The 24161-nt window shown below is 64.3% G+C and carries 26 protein-coding genes; 10 read left to right on the top strand and 16 right to left on the bottom strand.

The annotated features are described in order from the left end of the window. Positions 1-22 precede the first annotated feature (22 nt). Together NKH19_RS12135 and NKH19_RS12140 are read left to right on the top strand one after the other, a co-directional pair. The gene (locus tag NKH19_RS12135; protein WP_352872498.1) at positions 23-643 is read left to right on the top strand and encodes a TetR/AcrR family transcriptional regulator; all 621 of its coding nucleotides are present in this window, start codon (positions 23-25) and stop codon (positions 641-643) included. A 59-nt stretch (positions 644-702) separates the two neighbouring features. Beyond that, positions 703-1701 carry a bestrophin family protein gene (locus NKH19_RS12140; protein ID WP_352872496.1) on the top strand — a complete coding sequence of 333 codons (999 nt, stop codon included), beginning with the start codon at positions 703-705 and terminating at the stop codon, positions 1699-1701. 99 nt (positions 1702-1800) lie between these two features. Here the strand turns inward: NKH19_RS12140 and NKH19_RS12145 are convergent, their stop codons facing one another. The 3 genes from NKH19_RS12145 to NKH19_RS12155 form a co-directional block, all read right to left on the bottom strand. Then, the gene (locus NKH19_RS12145) at positions 1801-2073 is read right to left on the bottom strand and encodes a hypothetical protein (protein ID WP_352872494.1); all 273 of its coding nucleotides are present in this window, start codon (positions 2071-2073) and stop codon (positions 1801-1803) included. Between the two features lie 238 nt (positions 2074-2311). Further along, entirely contained in the window at positions 2312-2572 is a 261-nt protein-coding gene (locus NKH19_RS12150; protein ID WP_352872492.1) for a hypothetical protein, read from the bottom strand. 227 nt (positions 2573-2799) lie between these two features. Next, positions 2800-3549, bottom strand: coding sequence for a DUF899 domain-containing protein (locus tag NKH19_RS12155; protein ID WP_352872490.1), 750 nt, complete (start codon positions 3547-3549; stop codon positions 2800-2802). 380 nt (positions 3550-3929) lie between these two features. On the opposite strand from NKH19_RS12155, the gene NKH19_RS12160 reads away from it, so the two are divergent. The 3 genes from NKH19_RS12160 to NKH19_RS12170 all read left to right on the top strand — a co-directional run bounded on the left by NKH19_RS12160 (position 3930) and on the right by NKH19_RS12170 (position 6812). Then, complete coding sequence (locus NKH19_RS12160; RefSeq protein WP_352872488.1) at positions 3930-5150, top strand: helix-turn-helix domain-containing protein; 1221 nt, start codon at positions 3930-3932, stop codon at positions 5148-5150. Positions 5151-5186: 36 nt separating this feature from the next. Continuing rightward, positions 5187-5819 carry a Vgb family protein gene (locus NKH19_RS12165; RefSeq protein ID WP_352872486.1) on the top strand — a complete coding sequence of 211 codons (633 nt, stop codon included), beginning with the start codon at positions 5187-5189 and terminating at the stop codon, positions 5817-5819. Positions 5820-5963: 144 nt separating this feature from the next. Next, a complete protein-coding gene (locus NKH19_RS12170; RefSeq protein WP_352872484.1) occupies positions 5964-6812 on the top strand; it encodes an aldo/keto reductase in 849 nt (282 codons plus the stop codon). A gap of 62 nt (positions 6813-6874) precedes the next feature. On the opposite strand, the gene NKH19_RS12175 is transcribed toward NKH19_RS12170, so the two are convergent. Then, complete coding sequence (locus tag NKH19_RS12175) at positions 6875-7453, bottom strand: autotransporter (RefSeq protein WP_352872483.1); 579 nt, start codon at positions 7451-7453, stop codon at positions 6875-6877. 101 nt (positions 7454-7554) lie between these two features. Here NKH19_RS12175 and NKH19_RS12180 point away from each other — a divergent pair, with 101 nt between their 5' ends. Further along, on the top strand, positions 7555-8301 hold the full coding sequence (locus tag NKH19_RS12180; protein WP_352872481.1) for a GntR family transcriptional regulator: 747 nt from the start codon (positions 7555-7557) through the stop codon (positions 8299-8301). 76 nt (positions 8302-8377) lie between these two features. On the opposite strand, the gene NKH19_RS12185 is transcribed toward NKH19_RS12180, so the two are convergent. Further along, on the bottom strand, positions 8378-8683 hold the full coding sequence (locus tag NKH19_RS12185; protein ID WP_023761099.1) for a hypothetical protein: 306 nt from the start codon (positions 8681-8683) through the stop codon (positions 8378-8380). A 403-nt stretch (positions 8684-9086) separates the two neighbouring features. Here NKH19_RS12185 and NKH19_RS12190 point away from each other — a divergent pair, with 403 nt between their 5' ends. After that, the gene (locus NKH19_RS12190) at positions 9087-10592 is read left to right on the top strand and encodes a helicase HerA domain-containing protein (RefSeq protein WP_352872480.1); all 1506 of its coding nucleotides are present in this window, start codon (positions 9087-9089) and stop codon (positions 10590-10592) included. A gap of 127 nt (positions 10593-10719) precedes the next feature. On the opposite strand, the gene NKH19_RS12195 is transcribed toward NKH19_RS12190, so the two are convergent. From NKH19_RS12195 to NKH19_RS12205, 3 genes are all read right to left on the bottom strand, one after another. After that, positions 10720-11154 (bottom strand): hypothetical protein, encoded by a 435-nt coding sequence (locus tag NKH19_RS12195; RefSeq protein WP_352872478.1) that lies wholly within the window; start codon positions 11152-11154, stop codon positions 10720-10722. A gap of 30 nt (positions 11155-11184) precedes the next feature. After that, positions 11185-11574, bottom strand: a complete 390-nt coding sequence (locus NKH19_RS12200; protein WP_352872476.1) for a hypothetical protein — start codon at positions 11572-11574, stop codon at positions 11185-11187. Between the two features lie 293 nt (positions 11575-11867). Then, entirely contained in the window at positions 11868-12329 is a 462-nt protein-coding gene (locus NKH19_RS12205; protein WP_352872474.1) for a hypothetical protein, read from the bottom strand. Between NKH19_RS12205 and NKH19_RS12210 the strand changes: the two genes are divergently transcribed. After that, positions 12328-13416 carry a transporter substrate-binding domain-containing protein gene (locus NKH19_RS12210; RefSeq protein ID WP_352982144.1) on the top strand — a complete coding sequence of 363 codons (1089 nt, stop codon included), beginning with the start codon at positions 12328-12330 and terminating at the stop codon, positions 13414-13416. The genes NKH19_RS12205 and NKH19_RS12210 overlap by 2 nt on opposite strands. A gap of 156 nt (positions 13417-13572) precedes the next feature. On the opposite strand, the gene NKH19_RS12215 is transcribed toward NKH19_RS12210, so the two are convergent. Continuing rightward, positions 13573-14442, bottom strand: a complete 870-nt coding sequence (locus NKH19_RS12215; RefSeq protein ID WP_352872517.1) for an ABC transporter permease — start codon at positions 14440-14442, stop codon at positions 13573-13575. Here NKH19_RS12215 and NKH19_RS12220 point away from each other — a divergent pair. Beyond that, positions 14324-14581, top strand: a complete 258-nt coding sequence (locus NKH19_RS12220) for a hypothetical protein (RefSeq protein ID WP_352872470.1) — start codon at positions 14324-14326, stop codon at positions 14579-14581. The genes NKH19_RS12215 and NKH19_RS12220 overlap by 119 nt on opposite strands. Here the strand turns inward: NKH19_RS12220 and NKH19_RS12225 are convergent. The 7 genes from NKH19_RS12225 to NKH19_RS12255 form a co-directional block, all read right to left on the bottom strand. Next, positions 14556-15533: an ABC transporter permease gene (locus tag NKH19_RS12225; RefSeq protein WP_352872469.1), complete on the bottom strand. Its 978-nt coding sequence runs from the start codon at positions 15531-15533 to the stop codon at positions 14556-14558. The two genes, NKH19_RS12220 and NKH19_RS12225, sit on opposite strands and share 26 nt — an antisense overlap. Then, a complete protein-coding gene (locus NKH19_RS12230; RefSeq protein ID WP_352872468.1) occupies positions 15530-17086 on the bottom strand; it encodes a sugar ABC transporter ATP-binding protein in 1557 nt (518 codons plus the stop codon). Before NKH19_RS12230 ends, NKH19_RS12225 begins: the two co-directional genes overlap by 4 nt. A gap of 237 nt (positions 17087-17323) precedes the next feature. Next, the gene (locus tag NKH19_RS12235) at positions 17324-18358 is read right to left on the bottom strand and encodes an ABC transporter substrate-binding protein (protein ID WP_352872466.1); all 1035 of its coding nucleotides are present in this window, start codon (positions 18356-18358) and stop codon (positions 17324-17326) included. A 130-nt stretch (positions 18359-18488) separates the two neighbouring features. Next, positions 18489-19403 (bottom strand): sugar phosphate isomerase/epimerase family protein, encoded by a 915-nt coding sequence (locus tag NKH19_RS12240; RefSeq protein WP_352982146.1) that lies wholly within the window; start codon positions 19401-19403, stop codon positions 18489-18491. 38 nt (positions 19404-19441) lie between these two features. Further along, a complete protein-coding gene (locus NKH19_RS12245) occupies positions 19442-20971 on the bottom strand; it encodes a mannitol dehydrogenase family protein (RefSeq protein WP_352872462.1) in 1530 nt (509 codons plus the stop codon). Further along, positions 20968-21750: an SDR family oxidoreductase gene (locus tag NKH19_RS12250; RefSeq protein ID WP_352872461.1), complete on the bottom strand. Its 783-nt coding sequence runs from the start codon at positions 21748-21750 to the stop codon at positions 20968-20970. The genes NKH19_RS12245 and NKH19_RS12250 overlap by 4 nt, the downstream gene beginning before the upstream one ends. A gap of 78 nt (positions 21751-21828) precedes the next feature. Continuing rightward, complete coding sequence (locus NKH19_RS12255; RefSeq protein WP_352872460.1) at positions 21829-22716, bottom strand: MurR/RpiR family transcriptional regulator; 888 nt, start codon at positions 22714-22716, stop codon at positions 21829-21831. A gap of 107 nt (positions 22717-22823) precedes the next feature. On the opposite strand from NKH19_RS12255, the gene NKH19_RS12260 reads away from it, so the two are divergent. Next, positions 22824-24011, top strand: coding sequence for a Gfo/Idh/MocA family protein (locus NKH19_RS12260; RefSeq protein WP_352872458.1), 1188 nt, complete (start codon positions 22824-22826; stop codon positions 24009-24011). Positions 24012-24161: the final 150 nt, after the last annotated feature.

A 24161-nucleotide genomic window follows, 5' to 3' on the forward strand; every position in this document is an offset into this window, starting at 1 on the left:
CTGACATGCTGTGGAGAAAAAATTGGTCACCGAGCCGTCCGCCATTGCTGAACAGAAGGCCCAGGCCGCAGAGGCAAAGCCGCTGCGCGTCGATGCGCAGCGCAACCGCGACCGGCTGATCGAGGTGGCGGCATCCGTCTTTGCGGAGCGCGGTATCGATGCCTCGCTGGAAGAGATCGCGCGTCAGGCCGGGGTCGGCATCGGCACGCTCTACCGGCATTTTCCGACACGCGAGCATCTGGTCGAAGTGGTTTACCGGCGCGAGGTGGAGGCGCTGTGCGCGGCCGCCGGTGAGCTCGCCGAAAAACACCCGTCCGATGTCGCGCTGGAACAGTGGATGCAGCGCTTCGTCGATTACATCGCCACCAAGCGCGGCCTGGCGACCAGCCTTCGCATCCTGCTCAACACCAATTCGACGCTGTTCTCCGACACGTCCGGCCGGGTGTCGCAGGCCCTGCGGCAGCTGGTCGAAGCCGCGGTGGCCGACGGAACCATCCGCGGCGACGTCGACGCGTCCGATGTGCTGCACGCACTATCGGGGATCTACTCGGCGCCGGACACACCGGAATGGCGCGACCGTTCGCGCCGGCTGGTCAAGCTCTTGATGGACGGGTTGCGGTTCGGGGCTGTAAAGGCACGGTGAGGGCGGCCGGATTCCGGCCGCCGACAACCAGACCTGTCCATGATTTGAGGGGGCATCCGATGTATGTAGGCCGTTCCTACAAGGTGATCGATTTCGCGCTCTGGTCGCGGCGCAGCGTCATCTACATGGCGGTGGTGAGCGGGCTGGCTGTTGCTGCTTACCGTCTACCGGGGATGGCCGGCTTCTCGGTGCCATGGTCGGTGGTGCTCGTGCTCGGCACCACCGTGTCGCTCGTTGCCGGGTTCAAGAATTCACAAGTGTTCACCCGCAGCAGTGACGCGCTGCAGGCCTTTACGCAAATCACGGCGAGCAGCCGGTTGTGGTCCAATTTCTGCAGGGACTTCATCGATGCGCCGACGGCAAGGCAACTCATCTACCGCCATATCGCCTGGATGACGGCATTGAGGTTCGCCCTGCGGCGGCCGATGCCGTGGGAATCCATGGCGCGGGCCGCCAATGTCGAATACCGGCGGCGCTATCGCATCCATGAGGATGCGAGTTCGGTCGCCGAGGAACTGCGTCCGCTGCTGGCCGAACAGGCCGAGGACGTGCTCAAGTCGCCTCAGCCGGCGATAGCCCTGCTCGAAATGCAGTCGGTCCAGGTCAATGCGTTGTTCAAGGACGCAAAAATCCCTCCGCAGGTCTATGTCGAGCTTATCAAGCTGATCCGCGATTTCCATGATCAGCAGGCGCGCTGCGATCGTATCAAGAACAATCCCTATCCAAGGCAATACGCCATCGTCAGCTCCATGTTCGTCATGATCTTTTGCACCCTGTTGCCGTTCGGGGTGGTTCCGGTCTTTGCCGACATGGGCAAACTGGGAGGCATGCTCGGCCCGATCGCGATCTGGCTGACGATCCCGTTCAGCACGCTCCTGGGCTGGGCCTATATGTCGCTCGACCAGGTCGGCGAAAGCAGCGCCAATCCCTTCGAGGGCAATGCCAACGACGTTCCGATCTCGCAGATATGCCGCGACATCGAGATCGAACTGCGCAGCGGGCTTGGGGAGGCCGACCTTCCCAAGCCCTTGCTGCCGGTCAATGACATCGCGACCTGAAGCGCTTCGTTGCGGCAATCTATGTGATGCGCAACCCCGACAAGCTCAGGCACCTGCATTGAAACCCGGCGCCCAAAAAGCGCGTCGGTTTTGGAACGACTAGCCCTTCGCTTCGACCAGGATCACCAGCGACTCCGGTACCACGCCATCATGGGCCATCGCGTCGGCCGCCGCCTTGCTCTGCATCAAAGCGGCCATCTTATCCAGGTCCGGAACGTCCATCATCACGGCCACTTGTTTCGGGTTCTGCGGATCGACGAACGTGCGGATATTGGTGATCCCAAGCGAGCCGAAAAGCTCCTTACGCTTGGGTGAACTGAGCCAGTGCTTGCTGTCTTTCGTGATGTTGTGATGGCCGATAACGGTTGGCATGGCGTCCTCCCTGGTTTTACGCAATTCCCACAGGAAAGCGCTATGCGCTTGTCCGGGAAATCCGCTTCGCGCTTTCCCGGGAATTGCTTCAGATGACGCCGGCGGTCGATATCGCCCGCCTGATGCCGCGATCCACCTGTGCCAGCCAGTGAGCGCCGTTTCCCTTGGACTGTCAATTAGCTTCTGCTGATAGATAGTGGTTGTCTTGTCGTCCCGTCGTCGGGGCGGCGCGCTGGGCCTATCGGACCTGCCGGCCGGAAATCACCCGCAACCAGGGCGCCAGATGGAAGGCGCTCATCAGGAGATACATCGCGGCCATTCCAGTGAGCGGCGAGGCGCTCGTGCCCATGCACAGCATGGCCGCGTCGGCACCCTGAAGACAGGAGAGCAGCGCCATCAGCGCGAAGATGGGTGCCGCGGCGAGGCACAGCCAGTCGGCGATGCTGTGCATGGTGCCTTCAGGGATCGTGCTCCTGGCACCTGTGTGAATATCACTCATGGTCCGTTTTCCTTAATTATCATGCCAGCGCCGGGGCGCCGCATGTGGCGGGGGCGCGCGACCTTCCAGGACTTGGGGTTCCTCGCCCTCCCGCCAAGGCGGGGGAGAGGTGGCCGCGAAGCGGACGGAGAGGGGGCTTTCGTAGGGCGCAGTCCCCTCTCCGTCTCCGGCTTCGCCGAGCCAACTCTCCCCACTTCGTGGGGCGAGGAACCCAAGCTGGATAGGCCTTACTGGTCCTTGTCGCGGAACGCCGCTTCGCCGGCCGCCGACACTTCTTCCCATGTCTTGTCTGGCCCGGCATCGTAGTTGTCGTGCCAGTTCCACCATGAGTAGAGCGGGGTCTGCGGATAGCCTTCGGGCGAATCCTCCCAGATCTCCTGGCGGCCAAGCGGCGTCGCGTCGAGATAGCTCCATACCGTGCCCATCGCCTCGTCACCGCGGCTGTTGATGAAGTAGGTGCGGAAGATGCGGTCGCCGTCGCGGATGAAGACGTTGTGGCCGTGCCATTCGTCGACACCGAAGTCTTTGTCGAAGCTATCCGTAATGGTGTACCAGGGCATCTCCCAGCCCATCCGCTGCTTCAGCCGCGCAATGTCGGCCTGCGGGGCGCGCGAGGCGTAGGCAAGCGTGGTGTTGCGGGCATTGAGATGGGCGAGGTGGCCGACCTGGTCGGCGCCGAGCGAACAACCGCGGCAAGCATGTTCGGGCCAGCCGAACACGCCGGGCTCGAAGAAGGCGCGGTAGACGATCAACTGCCGGCGGCCTTCGAACAGATCGAGCAGGCTGGCCTTGCCATTCGGCCCCTCGAACACATAGGCCTTGTCGACTTCCATCCAGGGCATCCGCCGGCGCTCGGCGGCCAATGCATCCTTGGCGCGCAGCGTGGCCTTCTCCTTCACCAGCATCTGTTCGCGGGCGGCTTCCCAGTCCTGTCTTGAAACGATCGGCGGGGTCTTCATTGCGGTGTGCGTGGTCATTGGTCGTCTCCTTTGCCAGTCTGTTGTCGCGCCGTTGCGACGTGTGATTGTTTGCTGTGAGCGAGAATAGGGCGGTCAAGCGCGGGGGTGGGAGTTACAAGTGTGACGGGATTTGAAAGGGCCGGCCCGCCGCAGCAGGGGTGGCGCATCCGCTCGGTGCGCCCGGCCGTGTCATTCGTCGCGTGGTGGTCGGAGTCAGGCATGTCAATTATCCCTTATGAGATGCTTAATATTGATACCTGAGATGCTCTCAGGCTGGCGAATGCCGATATTGGCGTCAACGGCGGCCACGGCGCCGATACGGCTTGCTGGTTGGCGGCCATGACTTAAGTTAGGGCGCTGAGCGCTGGGGTGGGAGTTACAAATGTGACGGGATTTGAATGGACTCGCTGATCACCGCGGCGGCACTGGCACTGGCCGGGGGCGATCCGCTCGGCGCGCTGGATCGTGTCGCCTTGCGCGAAGATCCGCCGGCGCTGGCGCTGCGTGGCATCTCGATGGCGCAACTCGGCGATCTCGGTCGCGCCAAGGCGCTGCTGCGTCGGGCCGCGCGCGGCTTTGGCCCGAAAGAGGCGGTGGCGCGCGCCAGATGCGTCGTCGCCGAGGCCGAGATCGCGCTGGTCTCGCGTGACCTCGGCTGGCCCGCCAAGGCCTTGGATGCGGCGCGGGCGACGCTGGAAAAGCATGGCGACCGGCTGAACGCCGCGCATGCCGGCCACCTCAAGGTGCGGCGCCTGCTTTTGATCGGCCGTCTCGACGAGGCCGAAGACGTGCTGGCCGGGCTCGATCCGATGCCGCTTCCGCCGGCCTCGAGGGCCGCGCACGAGCTCGCCGTCGCCGGCATCGCGATGCGGCGCCTCAAGACGAGGTCGGCGCGCAGGGCGTTGGAGTGGGCACGCCATGCCGCCCGCCGGGCCGGCATTCCAGGCCTGATCGCGGAGGTCGAAAACGCATTCCTGGCTCTGGACACGCCGGCGGCGCGGCTGATCGCGGGTGGTGAGCAGCGCCCCTTGCTGCTCGAGGACGTCGAGGCGCTGCAGGCGTCGCCGGCACTGGTGATCGATAGCTTCCGCCATGTCGTGCGCCAGCAGGAAGCAGCCGTCTCGCTGGCAACGCGCCCGGTGCTGTTTGCGCTGGCGCGCACACTCGCCGAAGCGTGGCCTGGTGATGTATCGAGAGCGCGGCTGATCGCGGAAGCTTTCGGCGGCAGGCACGCCGATGAATCGCATCGGGCGCGGCTGCGGGTCGAGATTGGCCGGCTGCGCACCGAGTTGCGGGGGCTGGCGGACATAGGCGCGACCAGTCAAGGCTTCGCGCTGGCGCCGAGCCAGGCGCGCGAGGTGGTGGTGCTGGCGCGGCCGATCGAGGAGCGGCACGCGGCGGTGCTGGCCTTCCTCGCCGATGGTGAATCCTGGGCGAGCTCGGCGCTGGCGCTGGCGCTTGGCACCGGCCAGCGCAGCGTGCAGCGGGCGCTGGAGCAGCTTGGCGAGGCCGGCAAGGTGCAGTTTTTCGGGCACGGCCGGGCGCGCCGCTGGATGACGCCGCCGGTGGCCGGATTCACGACGACCTTGTTACTCCCGTCCCCGCTGCCGAGTAGTTAGTAAGGCATATCGGACCATCTCAGTGAGGATCAAGACATGAGACATTCAGCGGCCGAAGTCCTGCGCGAGTACGGACCCTTTCCGGGGGTGGAGAGGGTGCATGGAGTGAGCTTTGACGGCAACAACGTCTGGTTTGCCTCGGGCGAGAAGCTGAATGCCTTCGATCCGGAAAGCGGGCGGGCGCTGCGTTCGATCGACGTCGCCGCGCATGCCGGCACCGCCTATGACGGCCAGCATTTCTTCCAGCTTGCCAACGACCTGATACAGAAGATCGACCCGGATACCGGGGAGGTGCTGGCCACCATTCCGGCACCCGGCGGCGGCGGCGACTCCGGGCTGACCTGGGCCGAAGGGACGCTTTGGGTGGGGCAATACCGCGAGCGCAAGATCCACCAGATCGACCCCGAGACCGGAGCAATCCTGCGCACCATCGAATCCAACCGCTTCGTCACCGGGGTGACATGGGTCGACGGCGAGCTGTGGCACGCCACCTGGGAAGCCGACCAGAGCGATTTGCGCCGCGTCGACCCGCAGTCAGGCAAGGTTCTGGAAAAGCTCGACATGCCGGCCGGCATAGGGGTATCGGGGCTTGAATCCGATGGCGGCGACCGCCTCTTCTGCGGCAGCACCTCCGCCGGCGTGGTGCGGGCGGTGCGCCGGCCGCGGTGAGGCCGAATCTTCCGACCAAGGATCAGGACGGCGGATCGCTCGCGGCAAATTTATCTGCGGCCGTCTGGCCGTCGCCCCCTGTCGAACCTAGATAGGCGTGCACCGGGCGAACCGCCTGGACCATCCTTGCAAGGAATCCCCACCATGTCTGAACAGCCCACCATGCCTGAGAAGATTGCGTTGAACGACGGCTCCGCCATTCCCCAACTCGGCCTTGGCGTGTGGCAGGTCGATCAGGACATCACGGCGCAAGTGGTGGGTTGGGGGATCGAGGCCGGCTATCGTCTGATCGACACCGCCGAAGGCTACCGGAACGAGGAGGGGGTCGGAGAGGCGATCCGCGACGCCGACGTGCCGCGCGGCGAGCTGTTCATCACGTCCAAGCTGCGCAACGGCGCGCACCAGCGCGATGCGGCGCTGCGCGCCTTTGACGAGACGATGGACAAGCTCGGCATCGATCAGATCGACCTGTTCCTGATCCACTGGCCGGTGCCCAGCCAGGACAAGTATGTCGAGGCCTGGAAGACGCTGGTGGAGCTCAGGCAGGCCGGCCGCATCAAGTCGATCGGCGTTTCGAATTTCAACCAGGACCATCTGGAGCGGATCATCGGCGAAACCGGCGTGACGCCTGTCGTCAACCAGATCGAGCTGCATCCCCAGTTCCAGCAGCGCGGCCTCAGGGATTTTCATGCCGCCCACGACATCCGCATCGAAAGCTGGAGCCCGCTGGGCAGCGGCCGGCTGCTCGGCGATCCGACCCTCGCGGGCATCGCCAAGAAGCATGGCAAGTCGGTGGCCCAGACGATCATCCGCTGGCATGTTCAGGAGGGGCTGATCGTCATTCCAAAATCGATCCGCCAGGATCGCATCGCCGCCAATTTCGATGTCTTCGATTTCGAGCTGGATGCCCAGGATCTGCAGACGATCCGGGGCATGGATTCAACCACCGGCCGCACCGGGCCGAACCCTGCCACGGCCGCTTTTTTGTTCTGAGGGGCAAGCTAGAGACGCTGACCGTGGAGCTGCCAATCTCCCGCAAAGGAGGAGATCAGACTTCATCCCGGCTTTCGCCAATCGCCAGCCGGCACTCCATCCCGCTGGATGGACTGGGCTCCGGCCAGATAGCGATCGTTGTCGAAGGGTTCGGCTTGATTGCTTTGCAAGTCCCAGAGCTGTCGATGGGTCGCCGGCAGATCGCCCAGATAGACATGCAGCGCGCCCGACCGTACGTTGCCCGTGTTGGCGACCGAATGCACGGTATTTGGGGACAAGTGCACGACGGTGGGCGCGGTGGAATCCTGCCTTTGCGGCGCATCGAGCTTGCTGGTCGCATCGGGATAGATGAAGTTGGTTTCGCCACCTTTGTAGATGCCGATCAACGCATCCATCAGGTGGTTGTGCGGCGGGTATCGCAGGCCGGGCGACAGGGTGATGTGATAGATCGTCAAATTCGGGCTTGCATGGAGCAGCACCTCGTCGTCCTCTTCTTCATGGACGAGCACCCCCAAGGCGTGAAGGCGGTTCGTGTGCTCGCCCAACGCCGCCCTTATTCGTGCGAGGGGGTCGGGACTTCCGGCGGCGTTGACGATATCATCGACAACCGCGTAGAGAGGCGAGTCTACGGGAATAGCCATTGCCAGTTATCCCTTTTGAGATGATCAAGTGATCGATCTGAGATGCTCAGGCTAATCAATGTCGATGGCGTCGTCAACCGAATCGCCAGAACGGAACAAGCATGACGCCTCGCGATTTCACAGCCGCATCGCCGAGACCGGCCCTGTCCGCGGGCGCGGCGCCGTCGACCGCAGACCTGTTGCGTAGCGAGCAGGCCTACGAGCAGGTGAAGAGCGACATCGTCGCCTGCGTGCTGCGCCCCGGTGAAACGCTGACGGAAAAGCAGATTGGCGATCGGTACCAGATCCGGAAGGCGACGATCCGCGCGGCTCTGACCCGGCTGATGCAGGAAGGGCTGGTCAGGAGCGAGCCGCGCCGTGGCTATGTCATCACGCCGCTGACGCTGCGCGATGTCGCCGAGATCTTCGATGTCCGCAGTCTGATCGAGCCGGAAGTGTTCAGGGTGGCCGCGTCGGGCCTCACCGAGCGGGGGCTCGAGGATGTCAGGCAGGCTGCCAGGAAAGTGCTGAAACCGGAGACGCTGCGCAGCCATGTTGCATTCCTGGCGGCGGATCGGGCCTTTCGCCTGGCCTTGGCGGAGCTGTCGGGAAATTCACGCCTGGCGCAGCTGCTGGGTCAGATACTCGACCAGTCGGAGAGGGTTCTCCACCTCGGCTTCAGGTCGCGCGACCTCACGCAGCTGATCATCGGCCAGCAAAAGGACCTGGTTCATGCCTGCGAGGCGCGCGAGGTTACCGGCATCGTCAAACTTGCCCGCTCGCAGTGCCTCACGCTCAAGAAGCAGGTGCTCGAAGCCCTGCTCGCGGGAGCCAAGCTTCAGGAGACCAATTTGCAAGACTTTGCGTGAAGGCCGGCAGGCCGAGCTGCCAATCTCCCCACTTGGTCCCACTTGGCGGAGATTGGCTACCTTCCGCCGTCTCCGCTCAAATCCCCGAGCCGTCCAGCTGCTGGGCGTCTTCGCCTTCCCAGGGCGCCGGCATGGATGCGCGGCTGAGATTGGCGGTCGGCAGCGGCATCCAGCATTTCAGTTCCGGTTCGGCGTATTCGATGACGCGCCCGGGCGAGGAGTCCGACGCGCGCCAGCCTTCCGAGGCGAACTGGTCGGCGCGCGACCAATAGGCGAGATCGACTTCGGCCGGCCCCTGTTCGGATGGGCGCACGGTGACCAGGATCCGGCTGCCATCCCTCGGCGCAGTCGACATGTGGCGCCACCGTTCGGGCTCGTCCATCGCAATTCCTCCTCGCACCTGTAGCGTTGGGTGGAGTGTCGCCTCGCGGTCCGAAGGGGTCAACCCAAAGTTTGCGCCATGGAGCGGGTCCGTACGATGTCAGAACAGGATGGGACCAGGCGAAATTGGCGACCGACATATACCGCGAAAGAAAACTTGAAGACGTCGGTCGCCACGTTGGGGTCGGGACGCACCACGTTGGGCACGCGATGCAAGGTCAGGCTAAGCGGATGCGGGGCGTCTGCAATCGGAACGCCGGCCCATGGTGAACGACTGGTTACTATCCACAGGGGCCGACCCGAGTCAGGACAGCTGTGCGCAACGCGGAACTGCCGGCCTTGCGTGCTCGACGGGCTGTGACCCAGTTGGTAAGCCCGTCTGCGAAAGGAGCGCCTGAGTCGAAATGACCGTTGCGATCGAGATGGGACACACGACCGCGGGCGCCCCGGCGACCCTGGATCTCGAGGAACTGCTGGCCACCCGGCTTTTGGTGCAAGGCAATTCCGGCTCCGGCAAATCGCATCTTTTGCGCCGGCTCCTGGAGCAGAGCGCGCCCTGGGTGCAGCAGACCATCATCGACCCCGAAGGCGACTTCGTCTCGCTGGGCGACCGTTACGGCCATCTGGTGATCGATGCCGAGCAGCATACCGAACGCGGCCTGCAGGCGGCCGGCGAGCGGGCGCGCATCCATCGCGTTTCCACCGTGCTCAATCTCGAAGGGCTCGATGCCGAGAACCAGATGCGGCGCGCCGCCGCCTTCCTCGGCGGGCTGTTCGAGGTCGCCCGTGACCACTGGTACCCGATGCTGGTGGTGGTGGACGAGGCGCAGCTGTTCGCACCGGCGGTGGCCGGCGAGGTGTCGGACGAAACGCGCAAACTCTCGCTCGGCGCCATGACGAATTTGATGTGCCGTGGCCGCAAGCGCGGTCTTGCCGGCATCATCGCCACCCAGCGGCTCGCCAAGCTCGCCAAGAATGTCGCCGCCGAGGCGTCCAATTTCCTTATGGGCCGCACCTTCCTCGATATCGACATGGCCCGCGCCGCCGATCTCTTGGGCATGGAACGGCGCCAGGCGGAGGCTTTTCGCGATCTGGAGCGCGGGCAGTTCATGGCGCTCGGCCCGGCGCTGTCGCGCCGTCCGCTGGGGCTGCGCATCGGCCCGACCGACACCAGCCCGCGCAACGGCACGCCGCGGCTGATGGCGATGCCGGAAGCGGCGCTCGAGGATGCACGCGCCATCATCCTGGCCGCTCCGCCGCCGGAGACGGCGCGCGCACCGCGCCGCACAGCGTCGCCGGACCTGCTCGACCAGTTGATGGCGGCGAAGTCGGCTGCGCTGGAAATCCGCCCCGAGCCTGTGGAGCCGCAAGTCAGCGCCGAGGATCTGGCGGAGCGCCGGGAGCGCGTGGACCGTGTGCTGCGCGCCATCCTGGCGCAACCCGACGCGGGTTTTCGCGTGATCGGGGTGCTCTATCAGGAGTTCGTGGTCCGCTGCCGCATAGAAGGCCTCGCCTCGGTCGTGCCCGACCTGCCGGAGTTCCGCCGCATGCTGACGCGTGCCCGCGCCGGTCTCGGCTCCGACATGGCGGCAGGCGATGAGGCCTGGCAGGACGTCTCGGTGCGCGCCTCGCTGCTGCCCGACGACATGCAGGGCGTGTTCATGATGATCGCGCGGGCGGCAAAGGAGGGCTGGCCGTGCCCGAGCGACTCCGCGATCGCCCGCGCCTACGGCTCCCACTCGCTGCGCCGCGCCCGGCGCCTGTTGACCTATATCGAGGAACAAGGCCTCATCGTCTGCCAGCTCGACGGCACCGGAAAGCGCATCGTGACGCTGGTCGAACTCGCCTGGGCAACCGCGCCGGGCGACCCGAATGCCGAGGAGGTGGAGCAGGGGAGCCTGGCGCTGTGAGGGGACGGCCCATCAAAACAAGAAGATGGAGCTGCATTTCCATGAACCGATGCACCGCTCCAGGCAGCTGACCGGTATCCGTTCGACGAACGTGCTGAAAATCATTCGCGGCAATACCCGGCGACCATCACCTTCGTTCCGTAACTGTCTCGGCAAAACACTTTGCCAGATCTTGCGGCACTCCGAGCTTCTTTGCCCAGGATACCAATTCAGGTTTTTCCGATGGAGCCGCATATCCGCCCCATACTTCACGAAACTGCCTTTTTCCATTGACTGTCTGGAAGAACATCATGCCGTCATCGGCCACGGGCGTAGAAATATAAACGGCGCTCCATTTCCCGCTTTCCAGAATCGTTTGGAATTTCACCTGGGCTGGCTTGACCTTGTTGGTCATCGCCGATGCAACGAGAGGGCCAAACTCTTGTTCGCGCGCCTTCGTCACATCGACCTTTACGCCGTGGCAGTCGCTATTCGCTGCGAAAGCGGACGTCAGCGTCATTCCGAGCCCCGCGAGGCCGATCACAACGATCTTGGCACGTCGATGGCTGTCGAATTCAGACATAGTCGGCCTCCTTGTTGGCCGCGTGGCCTATCAATTGGAATCGTCATCGTCCGATGAGCTGTCATCGGCCGGCGTATCGACCTCGCAGCCGATGCCGTGGCATCCCTGGTAGTTGCCCTGCGTATCGAAATTCGGATTGCCTTGCTTATCGTACTGCGGCCTGTCGTCAATGCTTTGATCGCCGTCATCAGGGTCGTCGACCTCGCATCCCAGCCCATGGCAGCCGATGTAGCGGCCACGCGTATCGAAGTTCGGATTGCCGTTCCTGTCGTATTGCGGCCGGTCATCGATCTCCCGATTTTTTTGCTGAGGCCGATCGACCAGGCAGCCGTTTCCGCGACAACCATCGTAGTCGTCGGTGGTGCATCCGGCGACCGCCACCAAGGCAGTGGCGATGATCGCGTAGACTGTGAATTTCATGGTTCATTCCTCGACTGGCTGGCCGCTGCGGATTGTCCGTCAAACGCGTAGCTCGACGACCACGAGCAGCCTGGGATGGGAGATGGTCCACAGCCTCAAAAGAAGAGCGGGCAGGGTCGAGCCCACGGGAGGCCGCATCAGCGGATGTCGATTTCCCTTTCTATGCTTAGCGCCCGTCCGCCCAAGCATGCAGCAATCCGCGGACGCGGATGCTGTTGCCAAAAAAAGCTGCATCCGAAGTCGGCCTGTAGCAAGAAAAAAGCGCCACAGCGCGGGTTGAATTTTGCAAATGCTTAATAATATGGAAAATAGTCTGGAGCTCGCGACGGCGTCTTAGCAGATACTAAAATGACACTGACGGAAAAGCCCTGCAATATATGAATATAACTTTTTTTGCGTAATCCATATCGTTTTGCAAATATATCATATTGTTGTTTCAAAATCATGCCAAATTGAAATTGCGTATCGCTTGATGACTTATTTTTGGATAGAGAATGTCCTGATGTGTTGTAATGGCGGTTTTCGTTACTGGCCAGGCCGTTGCATGCATCCGAAAGAAAAGCCGCCGGCACGACAGGTAATTTTCCGAGCCGCCGCATGCCGCAAAACAGCCGATCGGACCGTCCTGCACTTGCCTGGCAACACCGCGCGAGGGCCGGTCGCCGCTCATGGACGCGCCAGGCTTTCGGGTTTCTGGCGATACTCCCTTGCCTTCCTCGACCGGGTTGAGATGCCAACAAGGAAAGGATCGCCATGCGGACCTGGTGCAGGCTAGCCGGCTCCCTCATTGTGCTCCTGATGTTGCTGTGGCTGCAAGTCGCAGCCCAGGCGCAACAGCCTGCCGAGCCCTTGAACGTCGGCCTCTTCGTCAACCCTCCCTTCGTCATGAAAGATAAGGGGCAGTTCACCGGCATGGCGGTCGATCTCTGGGAAGGCCTCGCGGCTAAACTCGGCCACCAGTATCGCTACATCCAGTTCGACACCATTCACGATCTGGTTCTGGCGGCTGCTTCCGGCAGGATCGACGTAGCGGTCACAAATTTGACGATCAATCAATCCCGGGCCGAACTACTGGACTTCACCCAGCCATGGTTCGACGGCGGCATGCGGATCATGACCAGCACGGATCGGGGAAAGGGCTTCGGCAACCTGATCGAGGGTCTTGGCGATGCCGGCTTCCTGACAGCCTATGCCTGGATCGCCTTGATCATTTTGACTGTCACGGTCCTGCTTACCTTCTTCGATCGCCAGTTTGACGAGGCTTTTCCCAAGCGGTGGCGCGACGGCTTCGCCGAAAGCTTCTATACGGTGATGTCGGTCGCGACATCCGGCAAGTCGCCTTCGCGAAAGAACCTGTTCGGCTGGGCCGGCCGTATCTGGCAGGGGCTATGGCTGGTCTGTGGTATCGCTGTCCTTGCCTATGTCACCTCTTCGGTGACGAGCGTGATGACCACCCTTTCCCTCACCAACAAGATCAATGGCCTCGCCGATTTGACCGACAAGCCGGTCGGTGTGCTGACGGGCACCGTCGAGGAGGATTTTGCCCGGCAACAGGGGCTTCAAACCCTCACCTACGCTGGGCTCGATCGTGCCGTCGAAGGTCTCGTGAATGGCGACGTGGCTGCGATCATCGCCGATGCCCCCGTTCTCGAATACCAGGCCTACACCCATCCCGATCTACCGGTGAAGGTGGTCGGGCCACTGTTCGAGCCTGATAAGTACGGCTTCGCGCTTCCGCGACAGAGCCTCGTGACCCGCCCACTAACGATAGAATTGCTTGGCGCTCATGATACGGGCGAGATCGATGATCTGCGGACCAAGTATTTTGGGTCTGATAAATGATGCTGGTGTGTCGATCGGCAGTGAAGCTTGGCCGCCCCCGACGCTTCTGACAAGGCTGGGAAACGGGCAAGTCGATAGGGCGACAGGGTGCATAAAAGTGCACTGTCACCGTAATTCCAATTCTCGACTGGCCGGTAGGTGCCGCTAGGCCCGCGCCTACCGCTCCTCCACAATCCGCAAATACGCCGCCGTCACGAACAGCACGATCAGCCCAAACAGGATCCGCCTCGCCCCTTCCGGCATTTGCAGGATGGTCAGCAGGGTCGTCAGCACCGTCAGGATCAGCGCGCCGATGATGGTGCCGGTGTAGCCGCCGCGGCCGCCGAAGATCGAGGTGCCGCCGATTACGGCCGCCGCCACCGAGGGCAGCACCAGCGGTTCGGCGAGCGACAGCGATGGGGCCTTGATCAGGCCTATGTAGAGCAGGCCGGTGATGCCGGCGAGCAGGCTGGAGGTGATGTAGAGCGCGGTGATCACCTGCCAGTATTGCACGCCCGACAGGCGCGTTGCGCGTTCATTGTCGCCGACGGCGTAGAGCAGGCGGCCGAAGCCGGTGCGGGCGAGCGTGAAGACGATCAGCGCCGCCAGCGGCACGAACAGCAGCAGCGCGTTGGGGATGCCATATGTCAGGCCGGTGCCGAGCCAGGCGAGGAAGTCGGGGATTTTGGCGCCCGACGCGATCACCGTGCGCTGGTAGACCTGCAGGCAGCCGGTGCCGATCAGGCTGGTGCCCAGCGTCATGATCAGCGGGTGGACGCGAAAGACGCCGACACCGATGCCGTTGACGAGGCCGATCAGCACCGCCGGCATCATCGCCAGCAGGAAGGCCACCGCCGGGTCCTGGTTGACCACTTGCGTCGCCATGATGAAGGCGCTCATCGTCGCCACCGTGCCGACCGACAGGTCGATGCCGCCGGTCAGCATGGTCATGGTCTGGCAGCCGGCGAGGATCGCCAGGGGGATGGCGAACTTGATCGTGTTGGCGATCCAGCGCTCGTTGACGATGCCGGGGCGCAGGATCTGCAGGATCACCACCAGGATGACGAGCAGGATGATCAGCGGGATCAGCGGCCGGTCGGCCATGAAGCGCTTTACGCGGCGGCCCAGTGGCACGAATTGGGGAGTGATCGCGGTGGTGCTCATTGTTGCCGCTCCCGCATCGTAATAAACGCGCCGAACATCACCACGGCGACCATGATGGCGCCTTCGATGATGGCGGTGACGTTGGGGTCGATGGCAAGCAGCGTCAGGTCGGTGCGCACCAGCCGCAGCACGAAGACGGCGACGATGGGGCCGAGCAGGCCGCCCTTGCCGCCGCCGAGCGCCACGCCGCCCAGCACCACCGCCGCCACGCTGGCCAGCAGATAGGGGCCGGGAATGGGCGCGCCGATGCCGGTGCTCATGGTCAGTGCCAACCCGCCCATGGCCGCGAACAGGCCGGACAGCGCATAGGCGATGATGCGGGTGCGCTTGACCGGCACGCCACTGCGGAACGCCGCCAGTTCGCTCGAGCCGATCGCGTAGATGGAAAGGCCGAGGCGTGAGCGCCTGATCGGGATCCAGATGATGCAGAGGCAGACGACCAGCAGCAGCAGTGCCTTCGGCAGCCAGGCGTCGATACTGTCGGGCAGGCCGGGTATCGGCACGGTGCCCGAGATCAGCGCCTTCAGCCATTCGGCGGCACCGCCGCCCGGTGCGTCGAGCACCAGTAGGGCAGCGCCCTGCAGCACGAACAGGGTGGCGAGCGTCACGACGATGTCAGGCACGCGGGTGACGACGATCAGCATGCCGTTGACGGCGCCGAGCACGAAGCCCATGGCGAGCACGAAGGGCACCACGAACAGCGCGTATTCTTCCGAGGCGCCGGCCATCATCGAGGCGGCGGTGACGCTGGTCAGCGCCATCATGGCGGCGACCGACAGGTCGATGCCGCCGGCGATGACGACCACGGTCTGTGCGGCCACCGCAAAGGCGTAAGGCAAAACCGCCCGTGCGAGCGAACCGAAATCGCCACTGCCATAGGCCGGCTGGATCAGCTTTGTGATGATGAACAGGGCGACGAAGAGGGCGAACAGGCCGGCGACCCAGCCCCGGCGGCGCAAGAAGTGGCGGCTCATGGCGCCGCCCCCGGCGCGGTCGGCTCCGAAGTGCTCGACGTGGGATCGGCCAGAATGCCGATATCGGCCTTGGCGCCACGTGGCAGGCCATAGGCGGCGCGCATCAGCGCCGGCTCGTCGGCCTCCTCAACAGGGAAAATGTCGACGACGCGGCCACCGAAGATGACGATGACGCGGTCGCAGACACGCTGCACCTCTTCCAGCTCGGATGTGTAGAACAGCACCGACTTGCCGTGGCCGGCAAGCTCACGCACCAATTTGTAGATTTCCTGCTTGGTGCCGACATCGATGCCGCGCGTCGGGTCGAAGCACAGGATGGTGCGGGCGTCCGCGGCGATCCAGCGGGCGATGGTCACTTTCTGCTGGTTACCGCCGGACAGGCGCTGCACCTCGCCTTGCGCGCGGGTGTCGATCTGCAGGCGCTCGATGGCGCTGACCACTTTCGCGCGCTCCCGGCGCATGTTGATCGGCCCCCAGTTGCGCGGCGCGGCGCTGAAGGGCAGCGCGATGTTCTCGCGCACCGAGCGCTGCATGGCGAGCGCCTCGGCACGATCGCCCGGCACATAGGCGATGCCGGCGCGGATGGCGTCGATCGGGTGCGAGAATTTCACCGGGCTACCATCGACCTCTATCGTGCCGCCCGATGGCCGGATCGAGCCGGCCAGCGCCGCGAACAATTCGTCCTGGCCCTGGCCTTCGAGCGCGACGACGCCGGCCACCTCGCCGTCGGCCAGATCGAAGGAGACGTCGTTGAGCTTGGTGCCGACGCGCAGATTGCGCACGGCCAGACGCGGCCGGGCAGGGGCGGGGGCTGCTTTCTGGCCGGCGCTGCGGGCGGCGACGTGGGTCTTGACGATGCGGGTGCCGAGCATCAGCTCGACGATCTTTTCCTCGACCCCGGGCACGATATCGACGACGCCGACGGTCTCGCCGTCACGCAGCACGGTGGCGCGGTCGCAGAGTGCCGAGATCTCGACGAAGCGGTGGGAAATGAAGATCACGGCGCGGCCGCTGTCGCCCTGGCGGCGCACCACTTCCAGCACCTTTTCGGCGAGGTTGGCGGGCAGGGCGGCCGTCATCTCGTCGAGCAGCAGCACATCGGGCTCGACGGCCAGCGCGCGCGCCAGGTCGAGCACGCGCAGCACGGCCAGCGGAATGTCGCGCGCGGTGTCGCGGATATCGAGGTCGGGAATGCCGAGTTCGCGCACCCAGGCGCGGAACGGTTCGACCGGCGTGCCGGTCAGCCGCAGATTGGACAGCACGTCGAGATCGGGGATCAGCGACGGCTCCTGGTAGACGGGCAAAAGGCCGGCGCGGCGCGCGGCGGCGGGCGAGCGTATGTCGCGGGCCTCGCCACGGATCAGGATGCGGCCGGCATTGGCTGATATGGCGCCGGTCAGGATCTTCACCAGCGTCGACTTGCCGGCGCCATTGGCGCCCATCAGCGCGTGCACTTCGCCCGGCAGCACGGAGAGCGACGCGTTGCGAAGGGCTGCAACGGCGCCGTAATGCTTGGCGACGCCTGACGCGTCGAGGAGGGAGTTGCTGGTCAAATGGTTTGGGTCTCGATTTCTGTGGCCTGTTTAATCCAGCAGTACGCCAGGCTTGCGCGCGGCGTACTGCTGAGAGGCTCTGCCTTCTCCCCTTGTGGGAGAAGGTGGCCTCGCGAAGCGAGGTCGGATGAGGGGTATTTCAGGGAATGCCGACGTCTCACTCCGCTGGAACATCCGTCTCGGCGCTGCGCGCCGATCCACCTTCTCCCACAAGGGGAGAAGGCAGAAGCGCGGTTCTTACTCGCCCGGCCCCTTGCACGCCACGATCTGTTCCTTGGTATACGTCGTCCAGTCGGGGATCGAGATCGAGACCGGCCATTCCGGGCTGAGCGATGGATCGGCGGCGGCCTTCAACTTGGCCTTGCCTTCCTCGGTGGCGTTCTCCCACAGTTGCGGCTCGACTAGCACGGTCTGCTGTGCCGGCTTTTTGCCGTCGAGGATCTGCAGGGCGAGCGTCACGCCGGCGCCGCCGATCGAGCCGGGATTGGTCACCGCCGCACCGACGAGGTCCTTGACCGAGCTCAGCTGGCCGACGAAGCCGGCATTGTCGGCGCCGACCACCGGCACCAGCGGGGCCTGCGATTCGACCAGCGCGTCGACGATGACGTTGTCGATGCCGGAGGTCCACACGCCGTTGATCGGCGTGCCGGTGGCGAGGAAGGACAGCATCTGCTGCTTGGCCTGATCCTGCTGCCAGCCGGTGAAGACTTCCTGCGCGACCTTCACGTCGGGGAATTCGGCCAGCGCCTTCTTGAAGCCTTTGTCACGATCGCTGTCGGCGGAAGCGCCGGCCGCGCCACGCATGTAGAACACGTCGCCCTTGCCGCCCATCTGGCCGAACAGCCACTTGGCGCCGAGATAGGCGTACTGTTCCTGATTATTGGAGATGATGTAGGCCGACGGTTCGGTGACCGCCTGGTCGACCGCGACGACGACGATGCCGGCCTTGGTGGCTTCCTCGAGGCCCGCCTTGATGCCGGCCGGATCGGCGGGATTGACGACGATGGCGTCGACCTTGGCGCTGATCAGGTTGCGGATGTCTTCAAGCTGGCCGGCGGCATCCGTGTTGCGGTGGGCGATGTTGAGCTTGGCGACCTCGCCGGAAGCCAGCGCCTGTGCCTTCATGGCGCAGACCATCTCCTCGCGCCAGCCATTGCCCTGCACGGTGTTGGAGATGCCGATCGTGTATTTGCCAGCGGCGGACGAGACGCCCACCGAGGCCAGCAAGGCAGCACCCGCAAGCAGTGGGACCGTGGTCAGTATTTTCTTCATTTCAGACTTCCTCCACATTGTTTTTCAGTTCAGTTCCAAGTCGTTGAAGCGCAACGCTTAGACAGAAATTCAGGCGCTGCGCTTCAACTCGTTGTTCTCTACATGTCTTTGTCGACCTGTATTTCCGCCGTCATTTGACGAAGGGACGCAGCACGTCGCGGGCGAGCAGGAAACCCCGCTTGACCTGATCGTCGCTGCCTTCAAATCGCCGATCCTCGTGCTCGATGATGATGGGGCCGTCATAGCCGGCACGGTAGAGGCCGGAGAAGAAGCTGCTCCAGTCGACATCGCCCAGCCCCGGCATGCGCGGCACCTGCCAGCCTATGCCGGAAGACAGGATTCCGCGCTCGTACAAACCATCATGATCAATCATCAGGTCCTTGGCGTGGACATGCAGCATATAGGGGCCGAATTCCCTGATGAAACGAGCCTGGTCGATCATCAACCAGACCAGGTGCGACGGGTCGAAATTCATGCCGACATCGCCGCCCCAGGTTTCGAGGATGCGGCGCCAGACCTGCGGCGAATAGGCGATGTTGTGCCCGCCCGGCCACTCGTCATAGCTGAAGATCATCGGGCAGTTCTCGAAGGCGAGCTTGACGCCATGGTCGCGCGCATAAGCGACGATTTCAGGCCAGACCTTTAGCGCCTCCTGCCAGTTGACGTCGACGGTCTTCGACGCATCGCCGCCGCAGAAGGTGTTGACGACAGGCACGCCCATATTGGCTGCCAGCAGGATCACCTTCTTCAGATGGGCGATGACCGCTTTGCGGTGGGCGGCATCGGGATGCAGCGGGTTGGGGTAGTAGCCGAGGCCGGAGATGGCGAGATTCTTTTCCGCCAGCGAGGCGACGATCTCTTTCGCCTGTGCGGCGGAAGTCGAGGCGGCGTCGATATGGCTGGTGCCGGCATAGCGGCGGCTGGCGCCGGAGGATTTCGGCCAGCAGGCGATTTCCAGCGCCTCGAAGCTGGCCGCGCTCGCCCAGCCGGCGACCTCGCCAAGCGGCGTCTCCGCGAACGGTGCGGTGAGCACTCCAAGTTTCATGCTACCTCCCCTGGTTGTGAATTCACGACCGACTTCCACTATGCCGATTGCGCGCGCCGCTTCAACCGTGAGGCGTCAGCTTGTTCAAGACTGTGCCTGACGGCCGCCATCGGATCGTCCGATAGCAGTTCGCCAAGCGCTGATGTGACGGCCCTGCGGAAAATATCGTTCGCGGCAAGGCCGGGGTCGAAAATGGTGTCGATGGCAAGGATGCCGGAGGCCAGCGCCTGCGCATCGTCGCCGGTTGCCTCGGCGATCGCGGCGACCTTGCCGGCAAAGGGGTCCGACACCGGCCAACGCCTGCCGAACCGCGCCGAGGCCTGGATCAGGTAGGCCATCCAGCCGGCGACCGGTACCGAAAGCAGGCCGATGCTTTCGCCTTGGCTCAAGCGGTCGCGGATCGGGTTGAGCAGGCGCTGCACGATCTTCTGCGAGCCGTCCGTGGCGATCTGGTGGTTGCGGTGGCGGATCGCGGTGTTGCGCAAGCGGCCGAGGCTTTGCTCGACATAGGCCAGCGGCTCGATGCCCGGTACCGTCGGCAGCGTCGGCAGCGTTTCCTCGACAAGCATGCGCCGCACGAAGGCGGCCAGGAGGGGGTCGGCGATGGCATCTGATGTGTGTTCGAGGCCGGCCAGAACGCCGAGCGTGGCGAGCATCGTCTGGGCGCCGTTGAGCACCCGCATCTTGAGATGCTCGAACGGCGTGACGTCGTCGACGAAGCTGGCCCCGACGAGATCCCAGCGCGGCACGCGGCCGGCGAATTTGTGCTCGATCACCCATTGCCGGAACGGCTCGCCGACGGCAACGGCGGCATCGCGGTAACCGAACCACTGCTCGACGCTGTCGACATCATCCTGCGTCACCGCCGGCGCGATGCGATCGACCATGGCCGAGGGGAAAGCGGCGTTGGCTTCGATCCACTCGGCCAGGCCATTGCCGCGCTGCTCGGCAAAAGCCCGCACCACATTGGCCAGGATGATGCCGTTGGTCGGGATGTTGTCGCAGGAGAGCAGCGTCAACGGCCGCCCATGCGTCGCCCTGCGCAGCTCCAGCGCCCGCGCCAATAGACCGGGCACGCTGCGTGGCGTTGCGGGGTTGGCGAGGTCATGGACGATGTCGGGATGGCGAGAATCGAGTTCGCCGCTCGATGGGATGTGGCAATAGCCTTTCTCGGTCACCGTCAGCGTTACCAGATCGATGTCGGGCGAGGACAGCACATGTAGCGCCGGCGCGGCGCTGGCCTGGCTGTCGACCACCCCAACGATGCTGCCGATGACACGTGCCTCGATGAGGCTGTTGTCGCGGATCAGCCTGGTATAGAGGCCGCCTTGCCGGCCGAGCGTGTCGGCGAGGCCGGGTGGGCGGATGTTGATGCCGACCACGCCCCAGCGGTCGAACCGGATCGACAAGAGGTCGTCGGTGTACTCGGCCTGGTGGCAGCGATGAAAGGCGCCGACGCCGAGATGCGCCATGCCGGGTGCGAGGACTGTACGGTCGTAGGACGGTGTCTGGACAGCCGCGGGAAGCCTCTCCAGCAATGCCGGGCTGAGCGTTTCGAGGGCGTTCACCTGTTCGCCCCGATCACCCACTGTTCCTGGTCGATCAGCGTTCCGGTCATCGGCCCGGCTGCGTCGGAAAGCAGGAAGCCGGCAAGGTTGGCGATGTCGTTCGTAGAAAACAGACGGCCGAAGGGCTGCGAGGCGTTGGCGGCATCAAGCCAGCCGGGACCATTGCCCAGCGTCTCGGCCTGCATGACGCGCTCTGCCGGCGTGTCGGTCCAGCCGACATTGATGCCGTTGACGCGGATGCGGTCGAAACGGTGGGCATTGGCGGCGTTCTTGGTCAGCGTCGCCAGCGCGCCCTTGCTGGCGGAATAGACGGCAAGCTCCGGCGAGCCGCAATGGGCGTTGATCGACAGGATGTTGACGATCGCGCCGCCCTGGCCGCGCTTCTTCATATCGGCGATGGCCGCCTGCATGAGGAAGAACGGTGCGCGTGCGTTGACCGCGAACAGCGAGGCCCAGTCGTCGAGATCGGCATCGAGGAAGGAGGCGCGGTCGGTCAGGCCGGCGGCGTTGACCAGCGCGTCGATGCGGCCGAAGCGGTCGACGCAGGCTTGCGCCAAAAGGGCAGGGGTTGCGGGGTCGGCGAGGTCGGCGGCGACGAACATCGTCGGTGTGCCGAGCTGCGAAAGCTCCGCCGCCACGGCGTCGCCACGCGTCTTCTCGCGCCCGGTGACCAGCAGGCCAGCCGCGCCGGAGCGCGTCAGCGTCTCGGCGATGGCGCGGCCGATGCCTTGCGTCGAGCCGGTGACCAGCGCCACCTTTCCGTTGAGTTGAAGCTCCATTCCTCCTCCCGGAACAAAGTTTCTATTTTTAGAAATATGGAACGTCAATTCCCGATAGTCAATTGTGCCAGCAGCATCTCATTTGCTGCGCCGCGCGACGACACCATGGACCAGCGCCATGCCGACCGCTAGCGACGCCGCCAGCGAGCGGAAGCCGCCGAAGTCCGATTCCACCACTTCCAGCCAGCTGTCCGACAGCCGGACCAGCGGGCTGAAGGTGCTGTCGGTGATGGTGACGATGCGGGCCCTGCGCTCATGCGCCACCGCGACGAGGTCGGGAGTGATCGAATTGTAGGGGCTGAAAGAGACTGCCAACACGGCATCCTGCCTGCCGATGCAGCCGAGCTGGTCGAGTGCCGAGGAGCCGACATTGTCGACCAGCACGTTGCGCACGCCTTGTTGCGACAGCGTCAGCGACAGGTAAGTGGTGACGGGGAAGGCGCGTTTGGAGCCGATGACATAGATCAGGTCGGCGGCCGCCAGCAGCGCCACCATCTTCTCGAAACTCTCGACGTCGAAGCCGCTCTCGATGCGGCCAAGCGAAGCCTGCGAGGCGCCGACCATGCCGTGCAGGAAATGCAGGTTGGGTTCGGCCTCGGTCCGTTGCTCGCCGCGCCCTTCCGGCCACGATCCCTTGACGTGGTCCTTGAACAGACCCTGGAAATCGGAAAACCCGGCATAGCCGAAGATCTGGGCAAACCGCACCAGCGTCGACGGCTGGACGCCAGCCTGCGCCGCCACCTGCGCGATGGTGCCGAGCGCGACGTCGCTCGGATGCTGCCACAGGAAGATGGCGACCTGGCGCAGCCGCTTGGGGAAATGCACGGTGCCTGAAGACAGCACCGCGCGCAGTTCCTCATAGGTCTGCGGCTGGATGTAACCGAGGGCGGCCAGCGAGCGTCCGCGCTTGCGCGTCGCCGCCTCGTCGGCGCTGGATCGACCGGATCTTTTGCCTGCCCCACTCATGATTTCAGGCTAGCGCGGCACGATCGTTTTACAATATGCAAATTGGAAATTGTGTTCGAAAGTGCTAGCGGCTTCATGGGATTGCACCTGCCGAGAGGAGTTTGAAAATGGTCTATGCAACATCGGATGGATCGACGCGCCAACGTTTGCGGGTCGGCATGGTGGGTGGCGGCCGTGGTGCCTTCATCGGCGCCGTGCATCGGCTGGCCATGCGCCTTGACGACCAGATCGCGCTGGTGGCCGGCGCGCTGTCCTCCGATCCGGAGAACGCTGCCGCCTCGGCCGCCGAGATCGGCATCGCGCCGGAGCGCAGCTATGCCGACTATCGCGTCATGGCAAAGGCAGAAGCCGCGCGGCCGGATGGCATCGAGGCGGTGGTCATCGTCACGCCCAATCATTTGCACGCGCCGATCGCGACCGCTTTTCTCGAAGCAGGCATCGACGTGATCTGCGACAAGCCGCTGTCGACGACGCTGGCCGACGCCGAAGCGCTGGTGGCGCTCGCGAAGGCGAAAAAGCGTCGCTTCGTCGTCACCCTCAACAACACCGGCTACGCAATGGTGCGGCAGGCGCGCGAAATGGTGGCGGCGGGCGAGCTTGGGCGGATCGTGTCGGTGCATGGTTCGTATATCCAGGACTGGCTGACCAAAGCGATTGACGCCGAGGGCCAGAAACAGGCGGAGTGGCGCACCGATCCGGCGCGCGCCGGGCAGTCGGCTGTGCTGGCCGATATCGGCGTGCATGCCTTCAACCTCGCGAGCTTCATCTCGGGCTGCGAGGCCGAGGCGGTGTCGGCCGATCTTTTCACCGCCGTGCCGGGACGCCGGCTCGACGACAACGCGCATGTGCTGATGCGCTGGACCGGCGGCGCGCGCGGCACCATCCTCGCCAGCCAGACATCACCCGGCCACTACAATGATCTCTCGGTGCGCGTCTATGGCGACAAAGCCGGGCTCGAATGGTCGGGCGCGCGGCCGGAGGAACTGCGCTTCTCCCGCTATGGCGAGGAAACCCGCACGCTGGTGCGCGGCGGCCATGGCTCGACCGCTGAAAGCCAGCGTGTCTCGCGCATGCCGGCAGCGCATCCGGAGGGCTATATCGAGGCCTTCGCCAATTTCTACCGCGACGCCGCCGACATCATCCGCGCCCATCGCTCGGGCGCGGTCGTGGATGCAGCTCGTGCGGCACAGGTGCCCGATGTCGTCGACGGCGCCCGCGGCGTGAAGTTCGTCGCGGCGGCGGTGGATTCGAACGCGGCGGCCGGCGCGTGGACGGCGGCAAGGTTTGCGGGATAGCCTTGTCACCGGCATCGCGCTCGACGAAACGAGGCCGCGCCGCCACCCGAATGGCCAAGCTTACCCTAGTACCTGTGCACAGAGGATTCGACGGGTTGGATGGGTTGTAGCCGGGGCAGGCTATCGGGTTTGACGAGCAGTTCGATGCTG

Origin of the sequence: Mesorhizobium sp. M1338, assembly GCF_040318045.1 — a bacterium.
GTDB lineage: Bacteria > Pseudomonadota > Alphaproteobacteria > Rhizobiales > Rhizobiaceae > Mesorhizobium.